This window comes from Pseudomonas sp. IT-P294 (assembly GCF_949767865.1).
In the GTDB taxonomy this organism is placed as follows: domain Bacteria; phylum Pseudomonadota; class Gammaproteobacteria; order Pseudomonadales; family Pseudomonadaceae; genus Aquipseudomonas.
Window position 1 is genome coordinate 187,693 of record NZ_CATKQW010000033.1, and the last position, 21,677, is coordinate 209,369.

The window sequence follows — 21,677 nt, forward strand, 5'->3', positions numbered from 1 at the left end:
TGTCTAAATGGGGCTTAAGCGCTTAGATGTTTACGCGAAACCGAGAAGTCACATAAAGTTCGATTGAATTTGCAAATGAGGATGATAGCGGGCATAGTCGCGGCTTCTTCACAACTAATCAGCCACGGTCGTGCCCATGCTAAAGCGCTTCGCACCCCTCGTGCCTCTCGCACTCGTCACCCTGTTGTTCGGTTGCGCTGCTCACTCTCCAGTGTCCCAGCAAGAGCAACAACAACAGTTCAAGAATTCAATGACCGCCCAGTCTTCTTCCGTTCTTTTCCAGGAAGAGCTTTACCAAGACGGCGTGGCCACCGATAAAGAACTGGCAAACTTCGCCGATGGCAAGTCATACCAGCTTCCGGTTCTGGCCGACAGCATCCTCGAACGTGGCATGTCTCTGATCGGTACCCGTTACCGTTTCGGTGGCACCTCCGAAGCTGGCTTCGATTGCAGCGGTTTCATCGGCTATCTGTTTCGTGAACAGGCCGGCATGAACTTGCCGCGTTCCACTCGCGAAATGATCAACGTCGACGCACCGCTGGTAGCTCGCAGCGCGCTGAAGCCGGGTGACCTGCTGTTCTTCGCCACCAATGGTCGTCGCGGTCGTGTCAGTCACGCCGGGATCTATGTGGGTGACAACCAGTTCATCCACTCCAGCAGCCGCAAAAGCGGTGGTGTCCGGGTCGATAGCCTGGGCGACAGCTACTGGAGCAAAACCTTTATCGAAGCCAAGCGCGCCCTCGCGATGGCCCCGACCATGGTCACCGCGCGCAAGTAAATATTCAGTCTGTCGCCACCTGGGTGGCGACAAAACGCCTCTCTGCAAGGGAGTAGGCGGACAACTTGTAAGGTGAACTTAAAGTCTTACTTGAAGTTTGGCCCATAGTCGCTAGAATCCTGATCTATTATTGATGGCAAACCGCCTGCGTCCTGCGCAGGCGGTTTTCTTTTCAGCCTTTTCGGCAAAAAAAGCCGCCGCCAGATCAGGATGTTCTGTTTATGACTATGTCGGCACGCCTCGCACTCATGTTTTTCGCAGCGCTGCTCAGCGCCTGCGCCAGCCATGCACCGCCACCTGCTCCTGCGGTGATCCGGGCGCCGATTGTCTTCGGCAATCCGCAACCCTTTTCGCCCGAGGCGGAAGATGTGCTGTTCCGCGCGCTGGGTCTGGTGGGTACGCCGTATCGTTGGGGCGGTAACACGCCGGATTCGGGTTTTGATTGCAGCGGCCTGATCGGCTACGTCTACCGTGATGTCGCCGGCATTTCCCTGCCGCGCACCACTCGCGAGTTGATCACCATGCAGGCGGCCAACGTTGGCAAGGAAGGCCTGCAAACCGGTGATCTGATTTTCTTCGCCACCAACGGCGGTTCTCAGGTCAGCCACGCCGGGATTTACGTCGGCGAAGGTCGTTTCGTCCATGCGCCGGCCACCGGCGGCACGGTGAAGCTCGACAGCTTGTCCAAGGCTTATTGGCAGAAGGCTTATCTGAGCGCCAAGCGCGTTCTGCAGCCTGAGCACTTGGCGCGCAATCCATAACGTTCTCTCCGAGGAGGGTGTCATGACCGCTCGCACACTCAATCTCGATGATTCCCTGTACCAATACCTGCTCGACGTTTCCCTGAGGGAAACGCCGCTGCTTAAACGCCTGCGTGATGAAACCCAGGCGATGCCGATGGCTCGTTGGCAGGTGGCGCCGGAGCAGGGGCAGTTCCTCGCTCTATTGGTCAAACTAATCGGCGCCAAGCGTCTGCTGGAAGTCGGTACGTTCACCGGTTATAGCGCCCTGTGCATGGCCGCTGCGTTGCCCGATGACGGTTCGTTGATCTGCTGTGATATTCCGGGCGACTACAACGCCATCGCACGTCATTACTGGCAGGAAGCAGGGCTCGCAAGACGAATTGATCTGCGCCTTGCGCCTGCACTGGAAACTCTTGCTGCACTGGATGAGCCGGGGCAGTTCGATTTGATCTTCATTGATGCCGACAAAGCCAACTACCCGAATTATCTAGAGCATGCATTGCGTCTGTTGCGCATCGGCGGTCTGGCGGTGTTCGACAACACGCTGTGGAGCGGGCGAGTGCTGGAGCACAATCCCGAGAGTGCGGACACGCGAGCCATCCAGGCGCTCAATCGCGCCTTGAAGGATGACTCGCGGGTGGATCTGTCGTTGTTGCCGTTGGGGGATGGACTGACACTGTGCCGCAAACGCTAAACGCGATGCCCCTGTGGGAGCGAGCTTGCTCGCGATAGCGATCCGTCAGGCTACGTCATTGCTGGCTATGCTGACGCAATCGCGAGCAGGCTCACTCCTACAAGGTGTGTGTTGCAGTTACTTCGCGGCCGAAACGCGCCACACCTTGTTCCCCACATCATCGGCCACCAGCAAGCCGCCTTGCTGATCAATCACCACGCCCACTGGCCGACCCATGGCTTTCTCATCGTCGTTAAGGAAGCCGGTCAGCACGTCCACCGGTTGCCCGTTCGGTTTGCCTCCTGCGAAGGGAACAAAAATCACTTTATAGCCACTGTGCGGCTTGCGGTTCCATGAGCCGTGTTGGCCGATGAAGGCGCCTTCCTTGAATTGCGCCGGCAGTGTGTTGCCCTCGGCGAAAGACAATCCCAGCGATGCGGTATGCGGGCCAACCGCGTAATCCGGTGCGATTGCCTTGGCCACCAGGTCAGGGTTTTGCGGTTCGACACGCACATCGACGTGCTGGCCGTAATAGCTGAAAGGCCAGCCGTAAAACGCGCCATCCTTCACAGAGGTGATGTAGTCCGGCACCAGATCGCTGCCGATTTCGTCGCGCTCATTGACTGCCGTCCACAGGGCGCCAGTGTGCGGCTCCCAGGCCAGGCCGTTGGGATTGCGAATCCCCGAGGCGAAGATCCGGTGATTGCCGGTGGCCCGATCAACTTCCCAGATCGCCGCGCGACCTTCTTCCTTGTCCAGGCCATTTTCACCGACGTTGCTGTTGGAACCGACAGTGACGTACAGCTTGCTGCCGTCCTTGCTGGCGATGACGTTTTTGGTCCAGTGGTGATTCAGCGTGCCCCCTGGCAGATCGACCACTTTGATGGGCGGCGATTTGATCGCCGTGTCGCCATTTTCATAGTGAAAGCGCAGCAAGCGATCAGTGTCGGCCACGTAAAGGTCATTGCCGACCAGGGTCATGCCGAAGGGTGAGTTGAGGTTCTCCAGGAACACCGTGCGGGTTTCGGCGATGCCGTCATGGTCCTTGTCTCGCAGCAAGGTGATGCGATTGGGGCTGGGGACGCCAGCACCGGCACGGCCCATGACTTTCTTCATCACCCAGCCTCTAATGCCTTTGCTGTCATCGGGTTTGGGTGGCGCGTTGGTTTCAGCCACCAGCACGTCGCCGTTGGGCAGCACATAAAGCCAGCGCGGGTGATCGAGTCCTTCGGCGAACGCGGCCACTTGAGTGCCTGGCGCGGCAGTGGGTTTTGCACCGGCCGGCCAGCCGATTGCCGGGGCGATATTCACCGTCGGAATCAGGGTTTTGTTCGGTTCGGGCAGCTTGGGGGACGGGCCGGTGCCGTCGGTGACTTGCAGGCTGGAAGTTTCACCACAAGCGGCGAGCCCTCCGGCGAGCGCGATAACGAGAACGAGCTGGGGCTTGCGCATACTGATCTTCCCTATGAATGCAGTGACTTAATCATAGAGAAGATCAGTGGTGCGATGGTTCAACCCATCAGCCGCGGGCTTCCTTGAGCAGCACGGCAATGCCCGGGTGATAGTTGCCGGCTTCGCTGCGCAACTTGCGGTAGGCGTACGGGAAATACCAGGCCACGGCGCAGCAGTGTTCCTTTTGCAGGTCGTCGACCATGTCCTGCAGTTCTTCCGGTGTCGCGCTTTGTTGGGTCTTTTGCGGCGCGACGAACAGGCAGCCGAGTTTCAGGTCGCTGGCATAGCTGATCCGTTTGGCATCGCAGGTAATGTCCTGCAAGGCCTGCGTCAGGTTCAGGTTATTGACCCGTGGCCAGCGTTGAGTGGCCTGGAGGTAGGCGCGCTCCTCGGGGGTGGCGATAAACAGATCGGCGCGACCGTTGCGTTCGCCTTCTTCGGTTTGCTTGCGCGTCGGGGTCTGCTGCAACGTAACCATTTCCGCCATCCACGCCGCGGCAGCGAGCAGGCCAAGGTTGGCTTTTTCGTCGTACCAATAAGGTGTGTCGTTATCACCGCGCACCGCGTTGTAGCGGTCGATACAGTCAAACCAGCGTTCCAGTAGCGGGCGCAGGAATTCCAGCTTCGGATTGCTGATGATCATGCCTTGCATGTGGCTTACCCTTGTTATTGTGATGTGGGATTGTGGCTCTTTGATATCATTGCGGCGCGCGTGGCACAAGATTGGCGTCATATTTTTGATCAACGGCTGTTATTCGCCCGGTGGCGCCCCGGCTTTAATTGACGCTCCACCCCCAACCCTCTAACCTTCGCGGCTTGTTTCAGGTGCTCTGTGGCCTTGGTCGACAGAGTGAAACAGGGAAGCCGGTGAGTGCGTTGGTTCAACTCATGAACAGCACGATCCCGGCGCTGCCCCCGCAACGGTAAATGAGTGAAAAGCTGCGCTTTGAGCCACTGTGTCGACTGACATGGGAAGGCGCGCAGTCAGGCGAACGCCGCTCATGAGCCCGGAGACCGGCCTGATTCATCCAGCGGCATCACGGTGGGCGATGCCAGGCTTTTTGCCGTCTATTCTTGTGCCTGCCCGCCGTTATCCAGCCTCAACGGAGAGCTCCCCCATGACTGATTCCCCCGATCGTGACGAACGCCATCTGGCGCGCATGCAGCGCAAAAAAGCCGTGATCGACGAACGCATCGCCAATTCCCCGAACGAGTGCGGATTGCTACTGGTGTTGACCGGCAACGGCAAAGGCAAAAGCAGCTCGGCCTTCGGCATGCTCGCCCGCTCCATGGGCCACGGTATGCAGTGCGGTGTGGTGCAGTTCATCAAGGGCCGCAATAGCACGGGCGAAGAACTGTTCTTCCGCCGCTTCCCGGAGCAGGTGCGTTTTCATGTGATGGGCGAGGGCTTCACCTGGGAAACCCAGGACCGCCAGCGCGACATCGCCGCCGCTGAAGCAGCTTGGGCGGTGTCCCGTGAGTTGTTGCGCGATCCGTCCATCGGCCTGGTGGTGCTGGATGAACTGAACATCGCCCTCAAGCACGGTTATCTCGACCTCGATCAGGTGCTCACTGACTTGCAGGCACGTCCGCCGATGCAACATGTGGTCGTCACCGGTCGCGGCGCCAAACCGGAAATGATTGAGCTGGCCGACACCGTCACCGAAATGGGCGTGATCAAGCACGCGTTCCAGGCCGGGATCAAAGCGCAAAAAGGCGTCGAGCTGTGAATACTATTTTATGAAAAGCATACGTCATTGCCCGGCAGTACTGATCGCCGCGCCGGCCTCCGGCCAGGGCAAGACCACCGTCACCGCTGCGCTGGCCCGTTTGCATCGCAACCAGGGGCGCAAGGTTCGCGTGTTCAAATGCGGCCCGGACTTTCTCGACCCGATGATTCTTGAGCGTGCCAGCGGTGCGCCGGTGTATCAGCTGGACATGTGGATGGTCGGCGAGCAGGAAAGTCGTCGGCTGTTGTGGGAAGCCGCCGGTGAAGCGGACCTGATCCTCATCGAAGGGGTCATGGGGCTGTTCGACGGCACGCCGTCCAGCGCCGACCTGGCGCGGCACTTTGGTGTGCCGGTGCTCGGGGTGATTGACGGCACCGCCATGGCGCAGACCTTTGGTGCGCTGGCGTTGGGATTGGCCAGGTATCAACCGGACTTGCCGTTTGCCGGAGTGCTGGCCAACCGCGTCGGCACATTGCGTCACGCGCAACTGCTTGAAGGCAGCCTCACCGAAGGCTTGCGCTGGTACGGCGCCTTGTCGCGGGAAACCGGGATCGAATTGCCGAGTCGCCATCTCGGTCTGGTTCAGGCCAGTGAGTTGAATGACCTCGATCTGCGCCTCGATGCGGCCGCCGAATCACTGGCCAGCAGTTGCGACGTGACGCTGCCACCGCCCGTGGAATTCGCAGCACCTGAAATAATCGTTGCCGAGCCTTTGCTGGCCGGCGTGCGCATCGCCGTGGCCCGTGACGAGGCGTTCGCGTTCACTTACGGCGCGAGTCTGGATTTGCTGCGGGCCATGGGCGCCGAGTTGTCGTTTTTCTCGCCAATCCGCGACAGCCAATTGCCCGAGGCTGACAGCCTTTATCTGCCGGGTGGTTATCCGGAATTGCACCATGTGGCGCTGTCACGGAACACATCGATGCTCGACGCGATCCGTGCGCATCATGCCGCCGGCAAGCCGTTGCTGGCCGAGTGTGGCGGGATGTTGTATCTGCTGGATTCGTTGACCGATGTCGAAGGCACGCGCGCTGAGCTGGTCGGCTTGCTCAAAGGCGATGCGGTGATGCAAAAGCGTCTGGCGGCATTGGCGTTGCAAGCGGTGGAACTGCCGGAAGGTTCGCTGCGTGGCCACACCTATCACCATTCGCTGACCAGCACCGAGCTTGAGCCCATTGCTCGGGGCCTGAGCCCGAACGGCGGGCGTGGGGCGGAGGCGGTTTATCGTGAGGGGCGGATGACGGCCTCTTATGTGCACTTCTATTTTCCGTCGAATCCGTCGGCGATAGCCGCATTGTTTTCGCCTGACCTTGAGGACGCCATCGCGAGCAGGCTCACTCCTACAGGTGACTGTGTTTCTGCAGACAGCACGCCTTCCACTGTGGGAGCGAGCCTGCTCGCGAAGAGGCCATGACCGACAACGCATTCAGCCAGTCCGAACGCGATGCAGTCTACCGAGCCATCGCCGAACGCCGCGACATGCGCCACTTCAGCGGTGGCACGGTCGAGCCCGAACTATTGAGGCGCCTGCTCGAAGCCGCGCATCAAGCGCCAAGCGTCGGCCTGATGCAGCCCTGGCGTTTCATCCGCATCAGCGACCGCGCCCTGCGCGGCAAGATCCAGTCTCTGGTCGAAGAGGAGCGCATCCGCACCGCCGAAGCCCTCGGCGAGCGCACCGACGAATTCATGAAGCTCAAGGTCGAAGGCATCAACGACTGCGCCGAGGTGCTGGTCGCTGCACTCATGGACGATCGCGAACGCCATATTTTCGGTCGTCGCACCTTGCCGGAAATGGACATGGCCTCGTTGTCCTGCGCGATCCAGAACCTCTGGCTGGCCTCTCGCGCTGAAGGGCTGGGGATGGGGTGGGTGTCACTGTTCGAGCCGCAAGCGCTGGCGGATCTGCTGGGGTTGCCGGCCGGGGCCAAGCCGTTGGCGGTGCTTTGTCTTGGGCCGGTCAAGGAATTCTATCCAGCGCCGATGCTGGTGCTCGAAGGGTGGGCACAGGCACGTCCGCTCAGTGAGTTGCTGTATGAAAACTATTGGGGAGTGAGTCAATGAGTGTGGCGTTATTGAGTGTCGCCGCAGTGGCGCTGGACGCGCTGCTGGGTGAGCCCAAACGCTGGCATCCGCTGGTGGCGTTCGGCCGTTTTGCCGATCGCATCGAACAACGTTTCAACGGTGAAGGGCGCGGCTGGCGCAGCCACGGCGTCACCGCCTGGGTGATCGCCGTCGTGCCGCTGACTTTGCTGGCGACGGCATTTTCCTGGGCGCCTTACGTCGGCTGGATCGTCGAGATCCTCGCGCTTTATTGCGCGCTCGGCATGCGCAGCCTCGGCGAACATGTCGAGCCGGTGGCCAAGGCCCTGCGCAGTGATGATCTGGTTGAAGCGCGCACACGGGTCGGTTATCTGGTCAGCCGTCAAACCAGCGAACTGGATAAAACCGAAGTCGCCCGCGCCGCCACTGAATCCGTCCTGGAGAACGGCAGCGATGCGGTGTTCGCCGCGCTGTTCTGGTTTGCCGTGGCCGGCGCGCCCGGTGTGGTGCTCTACCGTTTGAGCAACACCCTGGACGCGATGTGGGGTTATCGCAACGAGCGCTTCGAACGGTTTGGCTGGGCGGCGGCGAAGATCGACGACGTGCTCAACTACATTCCTGCACGTCTGGTGGCGTTGACCTACGCGCTGCTGGGCAAAACCCGACTGGCGTTGAAGTGCTGGCGCAGCCAGGGCCCGACCTGGGACAGCCCGAACGCCGGCCCTGTGATGGCCGCCGGTGCTGGCGCGCTCGGCGTCGAGCTGGGCGGGGCGGCGATCTATCACGGTGAACTGCATCAACGTCCACAGTTGGGCGAGGGTGTGCCAGCGGATGCCGACTCCATCGACCGGGGCTGGCAATTGGTCCAGCGCGGGGTATGGTTATGGTTGCTGATCCTCTGCGTGGGGGCTGAATTCTATGCTTGAGCACGGTGGCCGCTTGCGCAAGGCAGCGCTCGAATACGCTATTGCAGAAGCCGACTGGCTGGACCTGTCCAGTGGCCTCGCGCCCTGGCCGTTCCCGATCCCTGAGATCCCGTTGCGGGCCTGGGCGCGATTGCCCGAAACCGAAGACGGTCTGGAGCAGGCCGCTTGCGACTATTACGGCACAACCCAGGTGCTGCCGGTTGCCGGTTCGCAGATGGCCATCCAATTGCTGCCGCGTTTACGCCGCGCCGGTAAGGTCGGCGTGCTGTCACCCAGTTACGCCGAACATGCCGAAGCGTGGCGACGCAACGGCTATATCGTGCGTGAAGTGCTGGAGCAGGAAGTCGACTTCTATCTCGACAGCCTCGACGTGCTGGTGGTGGTCAACCCCAACAACCCGACGGGCCTGAGCCTGACCCCGAGTCGTCTGCTCGACTGGCATGCCCGACTGGCGTCTCGCGGGGGCTGGCTGGTGGTGGACGAGGCGTTCATGGACAACACGCCGATGTTGAGTCTGGCGCCTTTTACTCACCTTGTCGGCCTGATCGTGCTGCGCTCTTTTGGCAAGTTTTTTGGTCTGGCCGGTGTGCGACTGGGCTTTGTGCTGGCGGAGCGCAAGTTGCTCAAATTGCTCGCCGAGCAGGTCGGGCCCTGGGCGGTCAGCGGGCCGACTCGCGTGGTCGGCCAAGCGTGTCTGCTGGACACCGAAGGCCATGCCCGGCAACGCCTGCGCAGCGAAGCGGCGAGCGAGCGCCTGGCGCTGTTGCTCACACGGCACGGCTTCCAGCCTCAGGGCGGCTGCGCCTTGTTTCAATGGCTGATCACCGAGCGCGCCGAAGTCCTTCACGACTTCATGGCGCGGCGCGGCATCTTGCTGCGCTTGTTCGCCCACAACAGCAGCCTGCGTTTCGGCTTGCCTGGGGATGAAGCGGATTGGCAGCGTCTCGAGCAAGCGTTTGCAGCCTACGACAAGGAAACCCAATGACTACGTTGATGGTGCAGGGCACCACGTCCGACGCCGGCAAAAGCACGCTGGTGACGGCGCTGTGTCGTTGGGTCACGCGTCAGGGCGTGCGTGTGGTGCCGTTCAAACCACAGAACATGGCGCTCAACAGTGCCGTGACTGCCGACGGCGGCGAGATCGGCCGCGCCCAGGCGGTGCAGGCTCAAGCGGCTAATCTAGAGCCGCACACCGACATGAACCCGGTGCTGCTTAAACCCAACAGCGACACCGGCGCCCAGGTGATCATTCATGGTCGTGCGGTCACGACGATGAACGCCGTCGCCTATCACGACTACAAAGCCATCGCCATGCAAGCGGTGCTGGCCTCCCATGCACGATTGAGCGCGGCCTATCCGGTGGTGATGGTCGAGGGCGCGGGTTCGCCGGCCGAGATCAATCTGCGTGCCGGCGATATCGCCAACATGGGCTTCGCCGAAGCGGTGGATTGCCCGGTGGTGTTGATCGCCGACATCAATCGCGGTGGGGTTTTCGCGCATCTGGTGGGCACGCTGGAACTGCTGTCGCCGACCGAGCAGGCACGGGTCAAAGGCTTCATCATCAACCGTTTTCGCGGCGACCTCGCGTTGCTGCAACCGGGCCTCGACTGGCTCGAAGCGCGCACCGGCAAACCGGTGATCGGCGTGCTGCCATATGTGATGGATTTGCACCTGGAAGCCGAGGACGGCATCGATCAGCGCCAGACTGACAAGGCAGACCGGGTGTTGAACGTGGTGGTGCCGGTACTGCCGCGCATCAGCAACCACACCGATTTCGACCCGCTGCGCCTGCACCCGCAAGTGAACCTGCAATTCGTCGGCCCCGGCCAGGCGATCCCGCCGGCTGACCTGATCATCCTCCCCGGTTCAAAAAGCGTGCGCAGCGACCTCGCGTACCTGCGGGCCAATGGCTGGGATACAGCGATCAGTCGTCATTTGCGGTACGGCGGGAAAGTGCTGGGGATTTGCGGCGGCCTGCAAATGCTCGGCGAGCAAGTGCATGATCCGCTGGGCCTTGAAGGTGCCCCGGGTTCCAGTGCTGGCCTGGGGTTGCTGGCGTTCGAAACACAGCTCGAAGAAGAGAAGCAATTGCGCAATGTGCGCGGACGTCTGGTGTTGGAAGATGCCGAGGTCAGCGGCTACGAAATTCATGCCGGCGTGACCACCGGGCCGGCGCTGGAAAACGCCGTCGTGCAGCTGGACGACGGTCGCTGCGACGGTGCGCAAAGTGCTGACGGACAGATTATGGGCACGTACCTGCATGGTCTGTTTGAATCCCCGGCGGCGTGTAGCGCCTTACTGCGCTGGGCGGGTTTGCAGCAGGTGCAGGACGTGGATTACCACGGGTTGCGTGAGCGCGATATCGAACGGTTGGCGGATTTGGTGGAGAAGCATCTGGATACCGCGCTGCTGCGCGAACTTTGCGGGATTTGAGGTGAGTTTTGCTGGCCTCATCGCGGGCAAGCCCGCTCCCACAGGTTTTGCGAACAACCTCAATCCTTGTGGGAGCGGGCTTGCCCGCGATGGGGCCTTTCGCCTCACCGATGATTTTAAGGAATCAACCATGCTGCAACTGATCCTCGGCGGCGCTCGCTCCGGCAAAAGTCGTCTTGCCGAAAAACTCGCTTGCGACAGCGCGCTGGCCGTCACCTACATCGCCACCAGCCAGACATTGGACGGTGAAATGAACGAACGGGTCGCTCATCACCGCGCCCGTCGCCCTGCCGAATGGGCGTTGATCGAAGAACCGATCGAACTTTCCCGCGTGTTGCGCGACACCGCCCGCGTCGACCGTTGCCTGCTGGTCGACTGCCTGACCCTGTGGATGACCAATCTGCTGATGCTCGAAGACGATCAGCGTCTGATTGCCGAACGCGATGCTTTGCTGGATTGCCTGGCGTCATTGCCGGGTGAAATCATTTTTGTCAGCAACGAGACCGGAATGGGTGTCGTGCCGCTGGGCGAATTGACTCGCCGCTATGTCGATGAAGCCGGTTGGCTGCATCAAGCCTTGGCCGAGCGCTGCCAACGTGTCGTCCTGACCGTCGCCGGCCTGCCCCTGACTTTGAAAGGAACTGCGTTATGACTCAATCCTGGTGGCTGAAACCGTGCAAGCCGATCAATGCGCAAGCTGTTGAACAGGCGCAGGCGCGGCAACAGCAACTGACCAAGCCCGCCGGTTCTCTCGGCCGGCTCGAATCGGTAGCGGTGCAATTGGCGGGGCTGCAAGGTCAGGTCAAGCCGAGTCTCGATCAACTGTGGATCGCCATTTTTGCCGGCGATCATGGCGTCGTCGCAGAAGGCGTGTCGGCGTTTCCCCAGGAAGTCACCGGGCAAATGCTGCACAACTTCGTCAGCGGCGGTGCAGCAATCAGCGTGCTGGCGCGCCAGCTCGGTGCTTCCCTTGAAGTGGTCGACCTTGGCACGGTGACGCCGTCGTTGAATTTGCCGGGCGTGCGTCACCTCAACATCGGCCCGGGCACTGCCAATTTCGTCGCAGGCGCGGCCATGACGTCGGCCCAGGGCGAACTCGCCTTGCAGGCTGGCCGCGACAGCGTGCAGCGTGCGCTCGCGGCGGGCGCGCAGTTGTTTATCGGCGGCGAGATGGGCATCGGTAATACCACGGCGGCCAGCGCGCTGGCGTGTGCCTTGCTTGATTGCCCAGTGGTGCATCTGGCCGGCCCCGGCACAGGCTTGAACGCGGCGGGTGTCAGCCATAAAGCTCAGGTCATCGAGCGCGCCTTGGCCTTGCACGGCGCTCAGCGCGGTGATGCCTTGCAGACGCTGTTCAACCTCGGTGGTTTTGAAATTGCGGCATTGGTTGGTGCGTACCTGGCGTGTGCCCAGGAAGGCATCGCGGTGTTGGTGGACGGTTTTATTTGCAGCGTCGCCGCGTTGGTGGCCGTACGCTTGAATCCGGCATGCCGTGAATGGCTGTTGTTCGGTCATCGTGGTGCCGAGCCGGGTCATCGTCATGTGCTGGAAACCCTGAAAGCCGAACCACTGCTGGACCTTGGCCTGCGCCTGGGTGAGGGCAGTGGTGCGGCGTTGGCCGTGCCGTTGTTGCGTCTGGCCTGCGATCTTCACGGGCAGATGGCAACCTTTGCCGAAGCGGCCGTGGCGGACCGTCCGGCATGACGCTGCGCCTGGACTTGCTGCGCCACGGTGAAACCGAACTGGGCGGCGGTTTGCGCGGCAGTCTCGATGATGCCCTGACCAGCAAGGGCTGGGAGCAGATGCGCGCGGCAGTGCTTGAACAGGGTCCGTGGGATCGACTGATCAGTTCGCCGTTGCAGCGCTGCGCGCGCTTCGCTGAAGAGTTGGGGGCGAAATCGGGTTTGCCGGTGGTGCTCGATAAAGATCTGCAGGAACTGCACTTCGGCGCTTGGGAAGGGCAAAGCGCAGCGGCATTGATGGAGACCGATGCCGAGGCGTTGGGCCTGTTCTGGGCTGATCCTTATGCGTTCACGCCGCCTGACGGTGAACCGGTGGCAGATTTTTCCAAGCGTGTATTGGCCGCTGTAGAGCGGCTGTACGCTGTCTATGCGGGCGAGCGGATTTTGCTGATCAGCCATGGTGGTGTCATGCGTCTGCTGCTGGCTCAAGCGCGGGGGTTGCCGCGTGAGCAATTGCTCAACGTTGAAGTCGGCCACGGTGCGCTTTTCTCGCTGAGCGTCGAGGCTGGCGTGACACTCAAGGAAGTCCTCTGACCATGTTGCCGTTCTGGATCGCCCTGCAATTTCTCAGCAGTTTGCCGATTCGTCTTCCGGGCATGCCTGTGCCTCAAGAGCTTGGGCGTTCGTTGCTGTTTTATCCGCTGGTCGGGCTGCTGTTCGGCGTCATTTTATGGGCGCTGAACGGGCTGTTGCTGGGCGCGCCGTTGTTGCTTCACGCCGCGTTGCTGCTGACGGTTTGGGTATTGCTCAGCGGCGCGTTGCACCTGGACGGCCTGGCCGATAGCGCCGATGCGTGGCTCGGTGGTTTCGGCGACCGTGAACGCACGCTGACGATCATGAAAGACCCTCGCAGCGGACCGATCGCGGTGGTGACGCTGGTGCTGGTGTTGCTGCTCAAGTTCACGGCGTTGCTGGCGTTGATCGAGCAGCAGCACAGCGTTTGGCTGATCATCGTTCCATTGATCGGCCGCAGCGCGATGCTGGGCTTATTCCTGACCACGCCTTACGTGCGTGCCGGCGGATTGGGTCAGGCACTGGCTGATCATCTGCCGCGCTCGGCCGGTAAACAGGTGTTGGCGGTCAGCGCACTGGCGTGTGTGCTGATCGCCGGTTTCAGCGGCGTCTGGGCGCTGGTGCTGGCGGGCGGGACGTTCGTCTGGTTGCGGCAGGTGATGCTGCGGCGATTGGGTGGGACGACCGGGGACACCGCAGGCGCATTGCTGGAGTTGCTGGAGATGGCGGTGCTGGTGGGACTGGCGTTGGTCTGATGTTTCTGTGTTGGGTGTGCTGGCCACTTCGCGAGCAGGCTCGCTCCCACAGGGGAATGCGGTCATTTGTGGGAGCGAGCTTGCTCGCGAAGGCGGTCTGCCTGACACTCCCGTTCTTCTGACTGAATCCAACTGTAACTTGATTTAACACACTCGCGGGTATATACACGCACTATGCTCGACTCCCAATGTTTATGCATCAACCTGCGTCGCGCCGCCCGTGGCGTCAGCAGGCATTACGACGGCGCTCTCGACGGCTTCGGGATCAACGTCGCCCAGTATTCTTTGCTGTGCAATCTGCAGCGACTGAATGAACCGAGTATTTCCACCCTGGCCGAAGCCATGGGGCTGGACCGCAGCACCTTGGGGCGCAATCTTCGGGTGCTGGAAGGTGAAGGCCTGGTGGCATTGGTCGAAGGCGAGGACATGCGTAACCGCATCGTTCGGCTGACGGAGGCGGGTGCACAACGCCTGGCTGCAGCCTTGCCGGCCTGGGAGGCGGCGCAACAACGGTTGATCGACCGTTTGGGCGCCGAGAAACGCGAAACCTTGCTGCGATTGCTGGACGAACTGGCTTGATGCCGGTTTTTCCGATCTTAAGCGGGTATATACCCGCGACCGGAGAATAAGAAATGACATCGATGTGGCGTACGTGTGGTTGGGTTTTGGTGGGGAGTGCGCTGATTCTGGCATTGTCTTTGGGCGTGCGGCACGGCTTCGGGCTGTTTCTGGCGCCAATGAGTGCCGAGTTCGGCTGGGGGCGTGAGACGTTTGCGTTTGCCATCGCCTTGCAGAACCTGATCTGGGGTCTGGCGCAGCCCTTCACGGGGGCATTGGCCGACCGCTTTGGCGCCGCGAAAGTGGTGTTGATCGGCGGCGTGCTGTACGCCTTGGGCCTGGTGTTCATGGGCCTGTCCGATTCGGCGGTGACCTTGTCCTTGAGCGCGGGCCTGTTGATCGGCATCGGACTGTCCGGCACTTCGTTCTCGGTGATCCTCGGCGTGGTCGGTCGCGCAGTGCCACCGGAGAAACGCAGCATGGGCATGGGCATTGCCAGCGCCGCCGGTTCTTTCGGCCAGTTCGCCATGTTGCCCGGTACGCTGGGTCTGATCGGCTGGCTCGGCTGGTCCGCCGCCTTGCTGGTGCTGGGCCTGCTTGTGGCGTTGATCATTCCGTTGGTGAGCATGCTCAAGGACAAACCATTGCCGGTGCTTGGCCATGATCAAACGCTGCCCGAAGCGCTACGCGAAGCCTGTTCCCATTCGGGTTTCTGGTTGCTGGCGTTCGGCTTTTTTGTCTGCGGTTTCCAGGTGGTGTTCATCGGCGTGCATTTGCCGGCCTATCTGGTGGATCAGCACCTTCCGGCCACGGTGGGCACTACGGTGCTGGCGCTGATCGGCTTGTTCAATATCTTTGGCACGTACACCGCCGGCTGGCTAGGCGGGCGCATGTCCAAGCCACGTTTGCTGACGGGACTGTACCTGCTGCGAGCGGTGGTGATTTCGCTGTTTCTGTGGGCGCCGGTCACCACGACCACCGCGTACCTGTTCGGCATGGCGATGGGCTTCCTGTGGCTGTCGACGGTGCCGTTGACCAATGGCACCGTGGCCACCTTGTTCGGGGTGCGAAACCTGTCCATGCTCGGCGGGATCGTTTTCCTCTTCCACCAGCTCGGCTCGTTCCTCGGCGGATGGTTGGGCGGGGTGGTATATGACCGAACCGGGAGCTATGACTTGATCTGGCAAGTGGCGATTCTTTTGAGTCTGATGGCAGCGGCCCTGAACTGGCCCGTGCGTGAGCGACCGGTCGCGCGCCTGCAAACCCAGATGAGCGCGATATGAACAGTCTCTGGCCGCGGATCGCTGTTGCCGCTGCCGGCGCCTTGCTGCTGGCATTCGCGTGGTGGGGCTGGCATCAGGGCGGCTTGGCGCTGATGCAGTTGGGCATGGGTGCTTGCTAGGAGCAGGCGAGGGCGAGTAACTTCGTTTTGGACAACTGAACAAGGATGCACTGACATGCTGATGCGCTGGATTGCAGTCCCCGCGTTGCTGATGGCGTTTACCGGATTGGCACAAGCGGCCGAGTGCCCGGAGCTATTGCAGGGCTCGTTACCCAAGCTGCGCGCCAAGGAGTCCATCGACCTGTGCCAGCGGTATGAGGGCAAGCCGCTGGTGGTGGTCAACACGGCGAGCTTCTGTGGCTTTGCCCCGCAATTCAAAAGCCTTGAGGCGCTGAATCAGCGTTACAAGGATCAAGGGCTGGAGGTGATTGGCGTGCCGTCCAATGACTTCAAGCAGGAATCCAAGGATGGCGCTGAGACGGCCAAGGTCTGTTACGTGAACTATGGCGTGACGTTCACCATGACCGAGCCGCAGAAAGTACGCGGCGACGACGCCACTCATCTGTTCAAGGTCCTCGCCAAACAGTCCAGCGCACCGAAGTGGAACTTCTACAAATATGTGGTTGATCGCAAGGGCAAGGTCATTGCCAATTTCTCCAGCCTGACCACGCCTGATGATCCTGAATTCATCGCAGCGGTGGAAAAGGCCCTGGCTTCGCAACCCTGATCGAAGCCCATTAAAAAGCCCCGCCTCTTTACAAGAGAGCGGGGCTTTTTTTTGATTCAGGTGGCGAGCGTTTCAGGCTCGCCGTGAATCATCAGAAGCGGTAGGTCGCGCCAACACCAAAACCGTTCGCCCAGTTTTCATACTTGGCGTTGTAAGTCTGGCCACGGTCGTTGCTGTTTTTGATCGTGACCGACTCTTCGCGCAGGTACGAGTACGCTACGTCGATGGTCAGGTCGTTGGTTGGGCTCCAACCGGCACCGAGGCTGAAAATCTTGCGATCGCCAGTCGGGATGCGTGGGGAGCGGTCGACGTTGTTGGTCGGTGCCTGGTCAAAGGACAGACCGGTGCGCAGTACCCATTCCTTGTTCAGCTGGTAGGACGCGCCGATGGCGTGAGCCCAGGTGTCGTGCCAGTTCTGTTCTTCGGTGATGGTGCCGAATTGGCCGTTGAGGACCGCCGGAACACCTTTGTTTTCGACGGTGATTTCTTTCAGGCGGCTCCAGCGAGTCCACGTGCTACCGGCGTAAACGGTCCACTTGTCGTCGAACTGGTGAGTCAGCGAGAAGTCCACCGATTCAGGGGTGGTCAGGTCCAGCGAGGCGTCGTACTTCTGGTTTGGGTTCTGACCGATCAGGCCCAGGACGTTGTAGTTGACCTTGGTGTCGCCGTCGAGCTTGTACTTCACTTTCGAGTGGTAGGTCAGGCCGACACGAGTGCTATCGGTCACCTGAGCCAGGATGCCGATGTTGTAGCCCACCGCCGTGTCGTCGCCTTTGATCTTGACCTTGCCGTCTGGTGCAGCCTGGGTGATCGAAAGGTTCGATTCCAGGGTACCGTCGATGCGGTTGATCGTCGGGCCGAAACCAATCGACACCTTGTCGTTGAAGGCATAGCTGACAGTCGGTTGCAGGGTGATGATTTTAACTTCGCTTTTGCTGCCGAAGTAACGGCCGGCGAAGCCGTTTTCGTAGTCGGTCACCAGGCCGAACGGCGCGTACATGCCGATACCGAATGCCCAATGGTCGTCGATTGGCTTGACGTAGTAGCCCATAGGCACGGCGATGAACGGAACCATGTCGCCGTCGTTGCTGCCTTTGTTCGGGCTGGAAGAGGCGTGGCTGATGTCAGTGTGTGCGTCTAGAAATGCAGCGCCGCCGGTGACTTGTTCACGCTTGAGGCGGGACATGCCGGCAGGGTTGCCAAAAATTGTGCTTGCGTCATCGGCAGAGGAAGATCGCCCGGCAAAACCTGTACCCATCCCGCTGATGCTTTGTTCGTTGATGGCAAAGCCACTTGCGAAGATCTGGGTGGATGCCAAGGTAACAGCGAGGCTAAGGGTGGTTTTGAGCATTACTTTTTTCATTATTAGAACTCCTGGTGATCACCGGGGCGAAAATTACCAACATTTTCGTCCCAGCGCCATAGCCTGTATCGCTTGAGTTAGAGCGGTTTTGTAGGACAATCAGACCGAAATCGCGACCCGTTGCGGGATTTTGTGAAGTCGGCGGGTCAGCAGGCGACCTGATTCAGCGGTGAAACACAGGTTTGCCAGGCGTAGGTGAAGTCGCGCAGACGGCCTTGAGGTTGAAAAGTCTGGCGCCAGATTCGGGCCATTCCCATCAAGTCATCGGCGGCGGGGAGGGGGGTATTCTGTTCTTCTACCAGCAGCCAGGCGATGGCAGTGGCGTAACGCAGGTTGACGGTCAACTCAAGGTGCGGCCCGCTGAGAAAGGCATGCTGGCTGGCCAGGCCGCGAACCAGGCTTGCGCGTTCGGGGTCCAGTGCCAGGTAGTGATCCCAGAGTGCCTGGTGGCGGGGTTCGGCGATTCGATACAGGCCGTGTCCACGGCGGTCATGCAGGGCGGAACCAAGGGCTGACTGGCTGGCGGCGATGCCCAGCAGCAGGGATTCGGCAGTCGCGCTATGGCGTCCGAGGTAGATCAAGGTCGGACGAATCACATAACGGCACAGTTCGCTGGCAGCGATACCCATAAAGCCCTCGAAACATGAAGTGGTCGGCGATACCTGAATTAAGCGTTGGCAGCGGGTGAATCGAATCAGGCTCGCCGGAAGCGGCTTGCACCGCTTGAGTTGAAGTGTAGTGTCATATTCGCGCTGTAAAGGACTGTTTTTAAAATATTTCCGGCTTCGAGTTATAACCGTTATATCGGTTTGTGCTTAGCCCCGTGCCGTTGGATGAGGAATTTCGGGCAATAAAAAGCCCTGCTGTTCAAGCAGGGCTTTTGAGGTTTCAGCCTTTCTGGCGTATCAGGCAACCAGTGCCTGACGAGTACGCTCGATCACTGCCTGCAGCGGCTCGGCGCTGGAGTACTGATCGGGGTAAAGGCGTTCGCTGTGACGAGCGATGCCGTGTTCGTTGACCAGAGTGAAGCTGAAGCAGCCTTTGCGAGCGGCCATGATCAGGCAGTTCATTGGTGCAAAAGCGTTGGTCAGGGTACGGATAGCATCCTGGGTATGGATTTGAGTAGTCATGTTCTGGGTGTTCCTACAAGCGACACGGATAAGAGCCGTGCAAAATTAAAACGTTCCAGTGACGACGACCACCGTTGGTCGAACGAAGAACCCGACTGGAACAAAGCAGCCAGTTTGAAGCGCTGATAATTGGCGCGCTTGGGCTGGCAGGTAGGTACTTAGGAGGGCAGGCAACACATCAAGGGCAAAGGTTCTGGGCCCGGGGTGAAGATCCTGATCAATTTGCAGGCTGGTTCGGTCAGAGTAAGTGAGCTTCGCAACACCCTTTGCTTTCGATTCAAAGGCAGTGTTGGCGCAAGGTTTACCTGGAAACCATCGAGGTGGTCGATCCCGCTTATTCGGTAGAGGCTTCCGTTGGGAAGGCTGACCGGGAGGATTTGTTCGACCAGAATTGACTTTCAGCTTGGTACTAACGCCGCGGATAGTAACGGATCGAGTTGGAGAAGTGAAGCACGACTGCAAATTAATTTCCGGGTCCGGCAAATAGATCACGCCATGGAGCAATTTCCGACTGTTGGTCGTCGCTTCGGCACGCGCCTGGGGCAAGGGTTTGACCAAGTTATCCCCAGAAACGTCCGACAAAACGCTCCGAAAAAGTACATCGATATAACCGACTCGAAGGCAGTTGTGCACATAAGTTGCGCAGACTGTAACCGGACTGTAATCCGCGCCTCGACCACAGTGGGTGCCTGTATTGAAAATTTAAGTCAATGAAAAACATCGCTTTTTTTTACTGGTGAAAAAATCGTCAGTTTGACTGAGAGCCCCATTCCACAGGGCTTTGCGCGAGTTCAAGGGCGGTTGTCCACTGAGTTATCCACAGCTTCTGTGGATTGTCCCGAGCGCTTGCTCTAGCACGGGCGTGCAGGGTTTTTTTAGGCTTTACCTGTAAGAAAAAAAGAGTAGAGTGGCGCGCCCTCCGATCTGTCCCACAGTGCTTTATGAAGTTTCGCTCAGTATCAGTTTCTGCCACTTCCACACCACCTCGTGTTACCCCGCCCAAGCGTTTCTCAATGCGCGTGGCCGAGTGGTTGCTGGACAGCCCGCGCCTGGGTGAAAACGCTAACGTCAAACACCTCGCTGGGCGGTTACTCAAACAGCCGGCGCGTGAAGGTGTCGTGGCCGCACAAAGTCGCCTCGGCCAGCTGATGTGCCGCGAATGCGGGAACGCCCGTGATCGTCGCATTGGCCAGGACTTGCTGCACAAGGCTGCTCGCGCAGGAGATCGGCGCGCTCAACAGGAACTGGGGCTGATCGAAGACTGAACTGTCCAAGTTCTGACGCCTTGGTTAACCTTCAAGCTTTATCTCATCGGCAGGAGTCGCTATGGCTATGGACTTGACCAGCATTTTGCTCGGTCTGGCGGGCGCTGCACTGCCATTGCTGGTGCTGGCCTGGCGCATTCAGCGTCGGGCGAGCGAGGGGCAAGCCGAGCGTGCATTGCTGGAAGAGCGCCTGGCCATGTCGCAATTGGCGCAGGACGGCTTGAACGCTCAGCTCGAAGCCTGTCGCGATGAAATCGGCGATCTGGGCCAGGCTAATGCTGCCAAGCAGGCGGACCTGGCCGCCATGCGCCGTGAAATTGAACTGCTACAGATCGAACGCGACGACGCCCGCGATGCGGCTCACGCCTGGAACATCGAGCGGGCCGGCAAAGAGGCCGAACTGCGGCGTCTCGACGCCCAGGCGGCCTCGCTCAACGCCGAGCTGCGTGAACAGCAGGAAAGCCATCAGCAACGCCTCAATGACCTGCAAGGCTCGCGAGACGAGCTGCGAGCGCAGTTCGCCGAGCTGGCAGGGAAGATTTTTGACGAGCGTGAGCAGCGCTTCGCCGAAACCAGCCAGCAACGCCTGGGCCAGTTGCTCGACCCACTGAAAGAACGTATCCAGTCTTTTGAAAAACGTGTCGAGGAAAGCTATCAGGCCGAAGCCCGAGAGCGCTTTTCCCTGGCCAAAGAACTGGAGCGCCTGCAGCAACTGAACCTGCGTTTGAGCGACGAAGCCACCAACCTCACTCGCGCCTTGAAAGGGCAGAAAACCCAAGGCAATTGGGGTGAGTTGATTCTCGAGCGTGTGCTCGAACATGCCGGGCTGGAGAAGGGCCGCGAGTACCAGACCCAGGTCAATCTCAAGGGGCCGGACGGTGAGCGATTCCAGCCCGACGTGATCATTTATCTGCCGGGCGACAAGCAGGTGGTGGTCGACTCCAAGGTCAGCCTCACGGCCTATCAGCAATACGTCGCGGCTGAAGACGATGCCATCGGCCAAATCGCCATCAAGCAGCACGTGCTGTCCTTGCGCACTCACGTCAAAGGCCTGGCCGGCAAGGACTACAAGCGACTCGACGGCTTGCACAGCCTGGATTTCGTTTTGCTCTTCGTGCCCATTGAAGCGGCGTTTTCGGCGGCGTTGCAGGCCGAGCCAACGTTGTTCCAGGAAGCGTTCGACCGCAACATCGTCATCGTCAGTCCGACCACCTTGCTGGCCACGCTGCGAGTCATCGACAGTCTGTGGAAGCAGGAACGCCAGAGCCAGAACGCCCGGGAAATCGCCGAACGCGCCGGATGGCTGTACGACAAGTTCGTGTTGTTCATTCAGGATCTGGACGAAGTCGGCAATCGCTTGCAGCAACTGGACAAGGCTTACAGCTCTGCGCGCAACAAGCTGACAGAAGGGCGCGGCAATCTGGTCAGTCGCAGCGAGCAGTTGAAGTTGCTGGGCGCGCGGGCGAGCAAGAGCTTGCCCGCGGACTTGCTGGAGCGGGCGATGACCGATGTCGATGGATTGGCTGAGTTGCCTGAATAGCTAAAAAGCATCGCGAGCAAGCTCGCTCCC

The 21,677-nt window shown here is 60.2% G+C and carries 24 protein-coding genes and 1 riboswitch; of the genes, 19 read left to right on the forward strand and 5 right to left on the reverse strand.

The genetic code is table 11. From position 1 onward, the window contains the following. Nucleotides 1-136 precede the first annotated feature (136 nt). From ACM6I0_RS19865 to ACM6I0_RS19875, 3 genes are all read left to right on the forward strand, one after another. Nucleotides 137-778: a C40 family peptidase gene (locus tag ACM6I0_RS19865; RefSeq protein WP_414923070.1), complete on the forward strand. Its 642-nt coding sequence runs from the start codon at nucleotides 137-139 to the stop codon at nucleotides 776-778. A 221-nt stretch (nucleotides 779-999) separates the two neighbouring features. Continuing rightward, complete coding sequence (locus tag ACM6I0_RS19870) at nucleotides 1,000-1,539, forward strand: C40 family peptidase (RefSeq protein ID WP_414923071.1); 540 nt, start codon at nucleotides 1,000-1,002, stop codon at nucleotides 1,537-1,539. Nucleotides 1,540-1,561: 22 nt separating this feature from the next. Beyond that, complete coding sequence (locus ACM6I0_RS19875; RefSeq protein WP_414923072.1) at nucleotides 1,562-2,215, forward strand: O-methyltransferase; 654 nt, start codon at nucleotides 1,562-1,564, stop codon at nucleotides 2,213-2,215. Between the two features lie 117 nt (nucleotides 2,216-2,332). On the opposite strand, the gene ACM6I0_RS19880 is transcribed toward ACM6I0_RS19875, so the two are convergent. Both ACM6I0_RS19880 and ACM6I0_RS19885 read right to left on the reverse strand, forming a co-directional pair. Further along, nucleotides 2,333-3,646 carry a PQQ-dependent sugar dehydrogenase gene (locus tag ACM6I0_RS19880; protein WP_414923073.1) on the reverse strand — a complete coding sequence of 438 codons (1,314 nt, stop codon included), beginning with the start codon at nucleotides 3,644-3,646 and terminating at the stop codon, nucleotides 2,333-2,335. Nucleotides 3,647-3,713: 67 nt separating this feature from the next. Next, a complete protein-coding gene (locus ACM6I0_RS19885) occupies nucleotides 3,714-4,298 on the reverse strand; it encodes a hypothetical protein (protein WP_414923074.1) in 585 nt (194 codons plus the stop codon). A gap of 154 nt (nucleotides 4,299-4,452) precedes the next feature. Further along, nucleotides 4,453-4,684, forward strand: a riboswitch (cobalamin riboswitch). Nucleotides 4,685-4,764: 80 nt separating this feature from the next. On the opposite strand from ACM6I0_RS19885, the gene cobO reads away from it, so the two are divergent. The 14 genes from cobO to ACM6I0_RS19955 all read left to right on the forward strand — a co-directional run bounded on the left by cobO (nucleotide 4,765) and on the right by ACM6I0_RS19955 (nucleotide 16,349). Beyond that, nucleotides 4,765-5,376 carry a cob(I)yrinic acid a,c-diamide adenosyltransferase gene (gene cobO, locus ACM6I0_RS19890; protein ID WP_090181682.1) on the forward strand — a complete coding sequence of 204 codons (612 nt, stop codon included), beginning with the start codon at nucleotides 4,765-4,767 and terminating at the stop codon, nucleotides 5,374-5,376. Between the two features lie 10 nt (nucleotides 5,377-5,386). Next, nucleotides 5,387-6,787, forward strand: coding sequence for a cobyrinate a,c-diamide synthase (locus ACM6I0_RS19895; protein ID WP_414923075.1), 1,401 nt, complete (start codon nucleotides 5,387-5,389; stop codon nucleotides 6,785-6,787). Next, the gene (gene bluB / locus ACM6I0_RS19900) at nucleotides 6,784-7,434 is read left to right on the forward strand and encodes a 5,6-dimethylbenzimidazole synthase (protein WP_222585309.1); all 651 of its coding nucleotides are present in this window, start codon (nucleotides 6,784-6,786) and stop codon (nucleotides 7,432-7,434) included. Before ACM6I0_RS19895 ends, bluB begins: the two co-directional genes overlap by 4 nt. After that, nucleotides 7,431-8,339, forward strand: a complete 909-nt coding sequence (cbiB, locus tag ACM6I0_RS19905) for an adenosylcobinamide-phosphate synthase CbiB (RefSeq protein ID WP_414923076.1) — start codon at nucleotides 7,431-7,433, stop codon at nucleotides 8,337-8,339. Before bluB ends, cbiB begins: the two co-directional genes overlap by 4 nt. Beyond that, the gene (gene cobD, locus ACM6I0_RS19910) at nucleotides 8,332-9,324 is read left to right on the forward strand and encodes a threonine-phosphate decarboxylase CobD (protein WP_285435512.1); all 993 of its coding nucleotides are present in this window, start codon (nucleotides 8,332-8,334) and stop codon (nucleotides 9,322-9,324) included. The genes cbiB and cobD overlap by 8 nt, the downstream gene beginning before the upstream one ends. Further along, nucleotides 9,321-10,772, forward strand: coding sequence for a cobyric acid synthase (locus ACM6I0_RS19915; protein WP_285435513.1), 1,452 nt, complete (start codon nucleotides 9,321-9,323; stop codon nucleotides 10,770-10,772). Before cobD ends, ACM6I0_RS19915 begins: the two co-directional genes overlap by 4 nt. A gap of 130 nt (nucleotides 10,773-10,902) precedes the next feature. Then, nucleotides 10,903-11,424, forward strand: a complete 522-nt coding sequence (cobU, locus tag ACM6I0_RS19920; protein WP_285435514.1) for a bifunctional adenosylcobinamide kinase/adenosylcobinamide-phosphate guanylyltransferase — start codon at nucleotides 10,903-10,905, stop codon at nucleotides 11,422-11,424. Further along, the gene (gene cobT, locus ACM6I0_RS19925) at nucleotides 11,421-12,476 is read left to right on the forward strand and encodes a nicotinate-nucleotide--dimethylbenzimidazole phosphoribosyltransferase (RefSeq protein WP_414923077.1); all 1,056 of its coding nucleotides are present in this window, start codon (nucleotides 11,421-11,423) and stop codon (nucleotides 12,474-12,476) included. Before cobU ends, cobT begins: the two co-directional genes overlap by 4 nt. Further along, nucleotides 12,473-13,048, forward strand: a complete 576-nt coding sequence (gene cobC, locus ACM6I0_RS19930) for an alpha-ribazole phosphatase family protein (RefSeq protein ID WP_414923078.1) — start codon at nucleotides 12,473-12,475, stop codon at nucleotides 13,046-13,048. The genes cobT and cobC overlap by 4 nt, the downstream gene beginning before the upstream one ends. Before the next feature lie 2 nt (nucleotides 13,049-13,050). Continuing rightward, nucleotides 13,051-13,782 (forward strand): adenosylcobinamide-GDP ribazoletransferase, encoded by a 732-nt coding sequence (locus ACM6I0_RS19935; protein WP_414923079.1) that lies wholly within the window; start codon nucleotides 13,051-13,053, stop codon nucleotides 13,780-13,782. Nucleotides 13,783-13,956: 174 nt separating this feature from the next. Continuing rightward, a complete protein-coding gene (locus ACM6I0_RS19940; RefSeq protein ID WP_090181701.1) occupies nucleotides 13,957-14,361 on the forward strand; it encodes a MarR family winged helix-turn-helix transcriptional regulator in 405 nt (134 codons plus the stop codon). A 53-nt stretch (nucleotides 14,362-14,414) separates the two neighbouring features. Then, complete coding sequence (locus ACM6I0_RS19945; protein ID WP_285435518.1) at nucleotides 14,415-15,623, forward strand: MFS transporter; 1,209 nt, start codon at nucleotides 14,415-14,417, stop codon at nucleotides 15,621-15,623. Beyond that, nucleotides 15,620-15,742 (forward strand): hypothetical protein, encoded by a 123-nt coding sequence (locus tag ACM6I0_RS19950; protein WP_285435519.1) that lies wholly within the window; start codon nucleotides 15,620-15,622, stop codon nucleotides 15,740-15,742. Before ACM6I0_RS19945 ends, ACM6I0_RS19950 begins: the two co-directional genes overlap by 4 nt. Before the next feature lie 55 nt (nucleotides 15,743-15,797). After that, nucleotides 15,798-16,349, forward strand: coding sequence for a glutathione peroxidase (locus tag ACM6I0_RS19955; protein ID WP_285435520.1), 552 nt, complete (start codon nucleotides 15,798-15,800; stop codon nucleotides 16,347-16,349). Nucleotides 16,350-16,440: 91 nt separating this feature from the next. Here the strand turns inward: ACM6I0_RS19955 and ACM6I0_RS19960 are convergent, their stop codons facing one another. From ACM6I0_RS19960 to ACM6I0_RS19970, 3 genes are all read right to left on the reverse strand, one after another. Further along, entirely contained in the window at nucleotides 16,441-17,712 is a 1,272-nt protein-coding gene (locus tag ACM6I0_RS19960) for an OmpP1/FadL family transporter (protein ID WP_285435521.1), read from the reverse strand. A 146-nt stretch (nucleotides 17,713-17,858) separates the two neighbouring features. Then, on the reverse strand, nucleotides 17,859-18,341 hold the full coding sequence (locus ACM6I0_RS19965) for a hypothetical protein (RefSeq protein WP_259151025.1): 483 nt from the start codon (nucleotides 18,339-18,341) through the stop codon (nucleotides 17,859-17,861). A gap of 276 nt (nucleotides 18,342-18,617) precedes the next feature. After that, nucleotides 18,618-18,842, reverse strand: a complete 225-nt coding sequence (locus tag ACM6I0_RS19970; protein WP_008031832.1) for a hypothetical protein — start codon at nucleotides 18,840-18,842, stop codon at nucleotides 18,618-18,620. A 941-nt stretch (nucleotides 18,843-19,783) separates the two neighbouring features. Between ACM6I0_RS19970 and ACM6I0_RS19975 the strand changes: the two genes are divergently transcribed. After that, a complete protein-coding gene (locus ACM6I0_RS19975; protein WP_285435522.1) occupies nucleotides 19,784-20,107 on the forward strand; it encodes a sel1 repeat family protein in 324 nt (107 codons plus the stop codon). A gap of 175 nt (nucleotides 20,108-20,282) precedes the next feature. Next, on the forward strand, nucleotides 20,283-21,647 hold the full coding sequence (rmuC, locus tag ACM6I0_RS19980; RefSeq protein ID WP_285435535.1) for a DNA recombination protein RmuC: 1,365 nt from the start codon (nucleotides 20,283-20,285) through the stop codon (nucleotides 21,645-21,647). The last annotated feature ends 30 nt before the right edge of the window (nucleotides 21,648-21,677 follow it).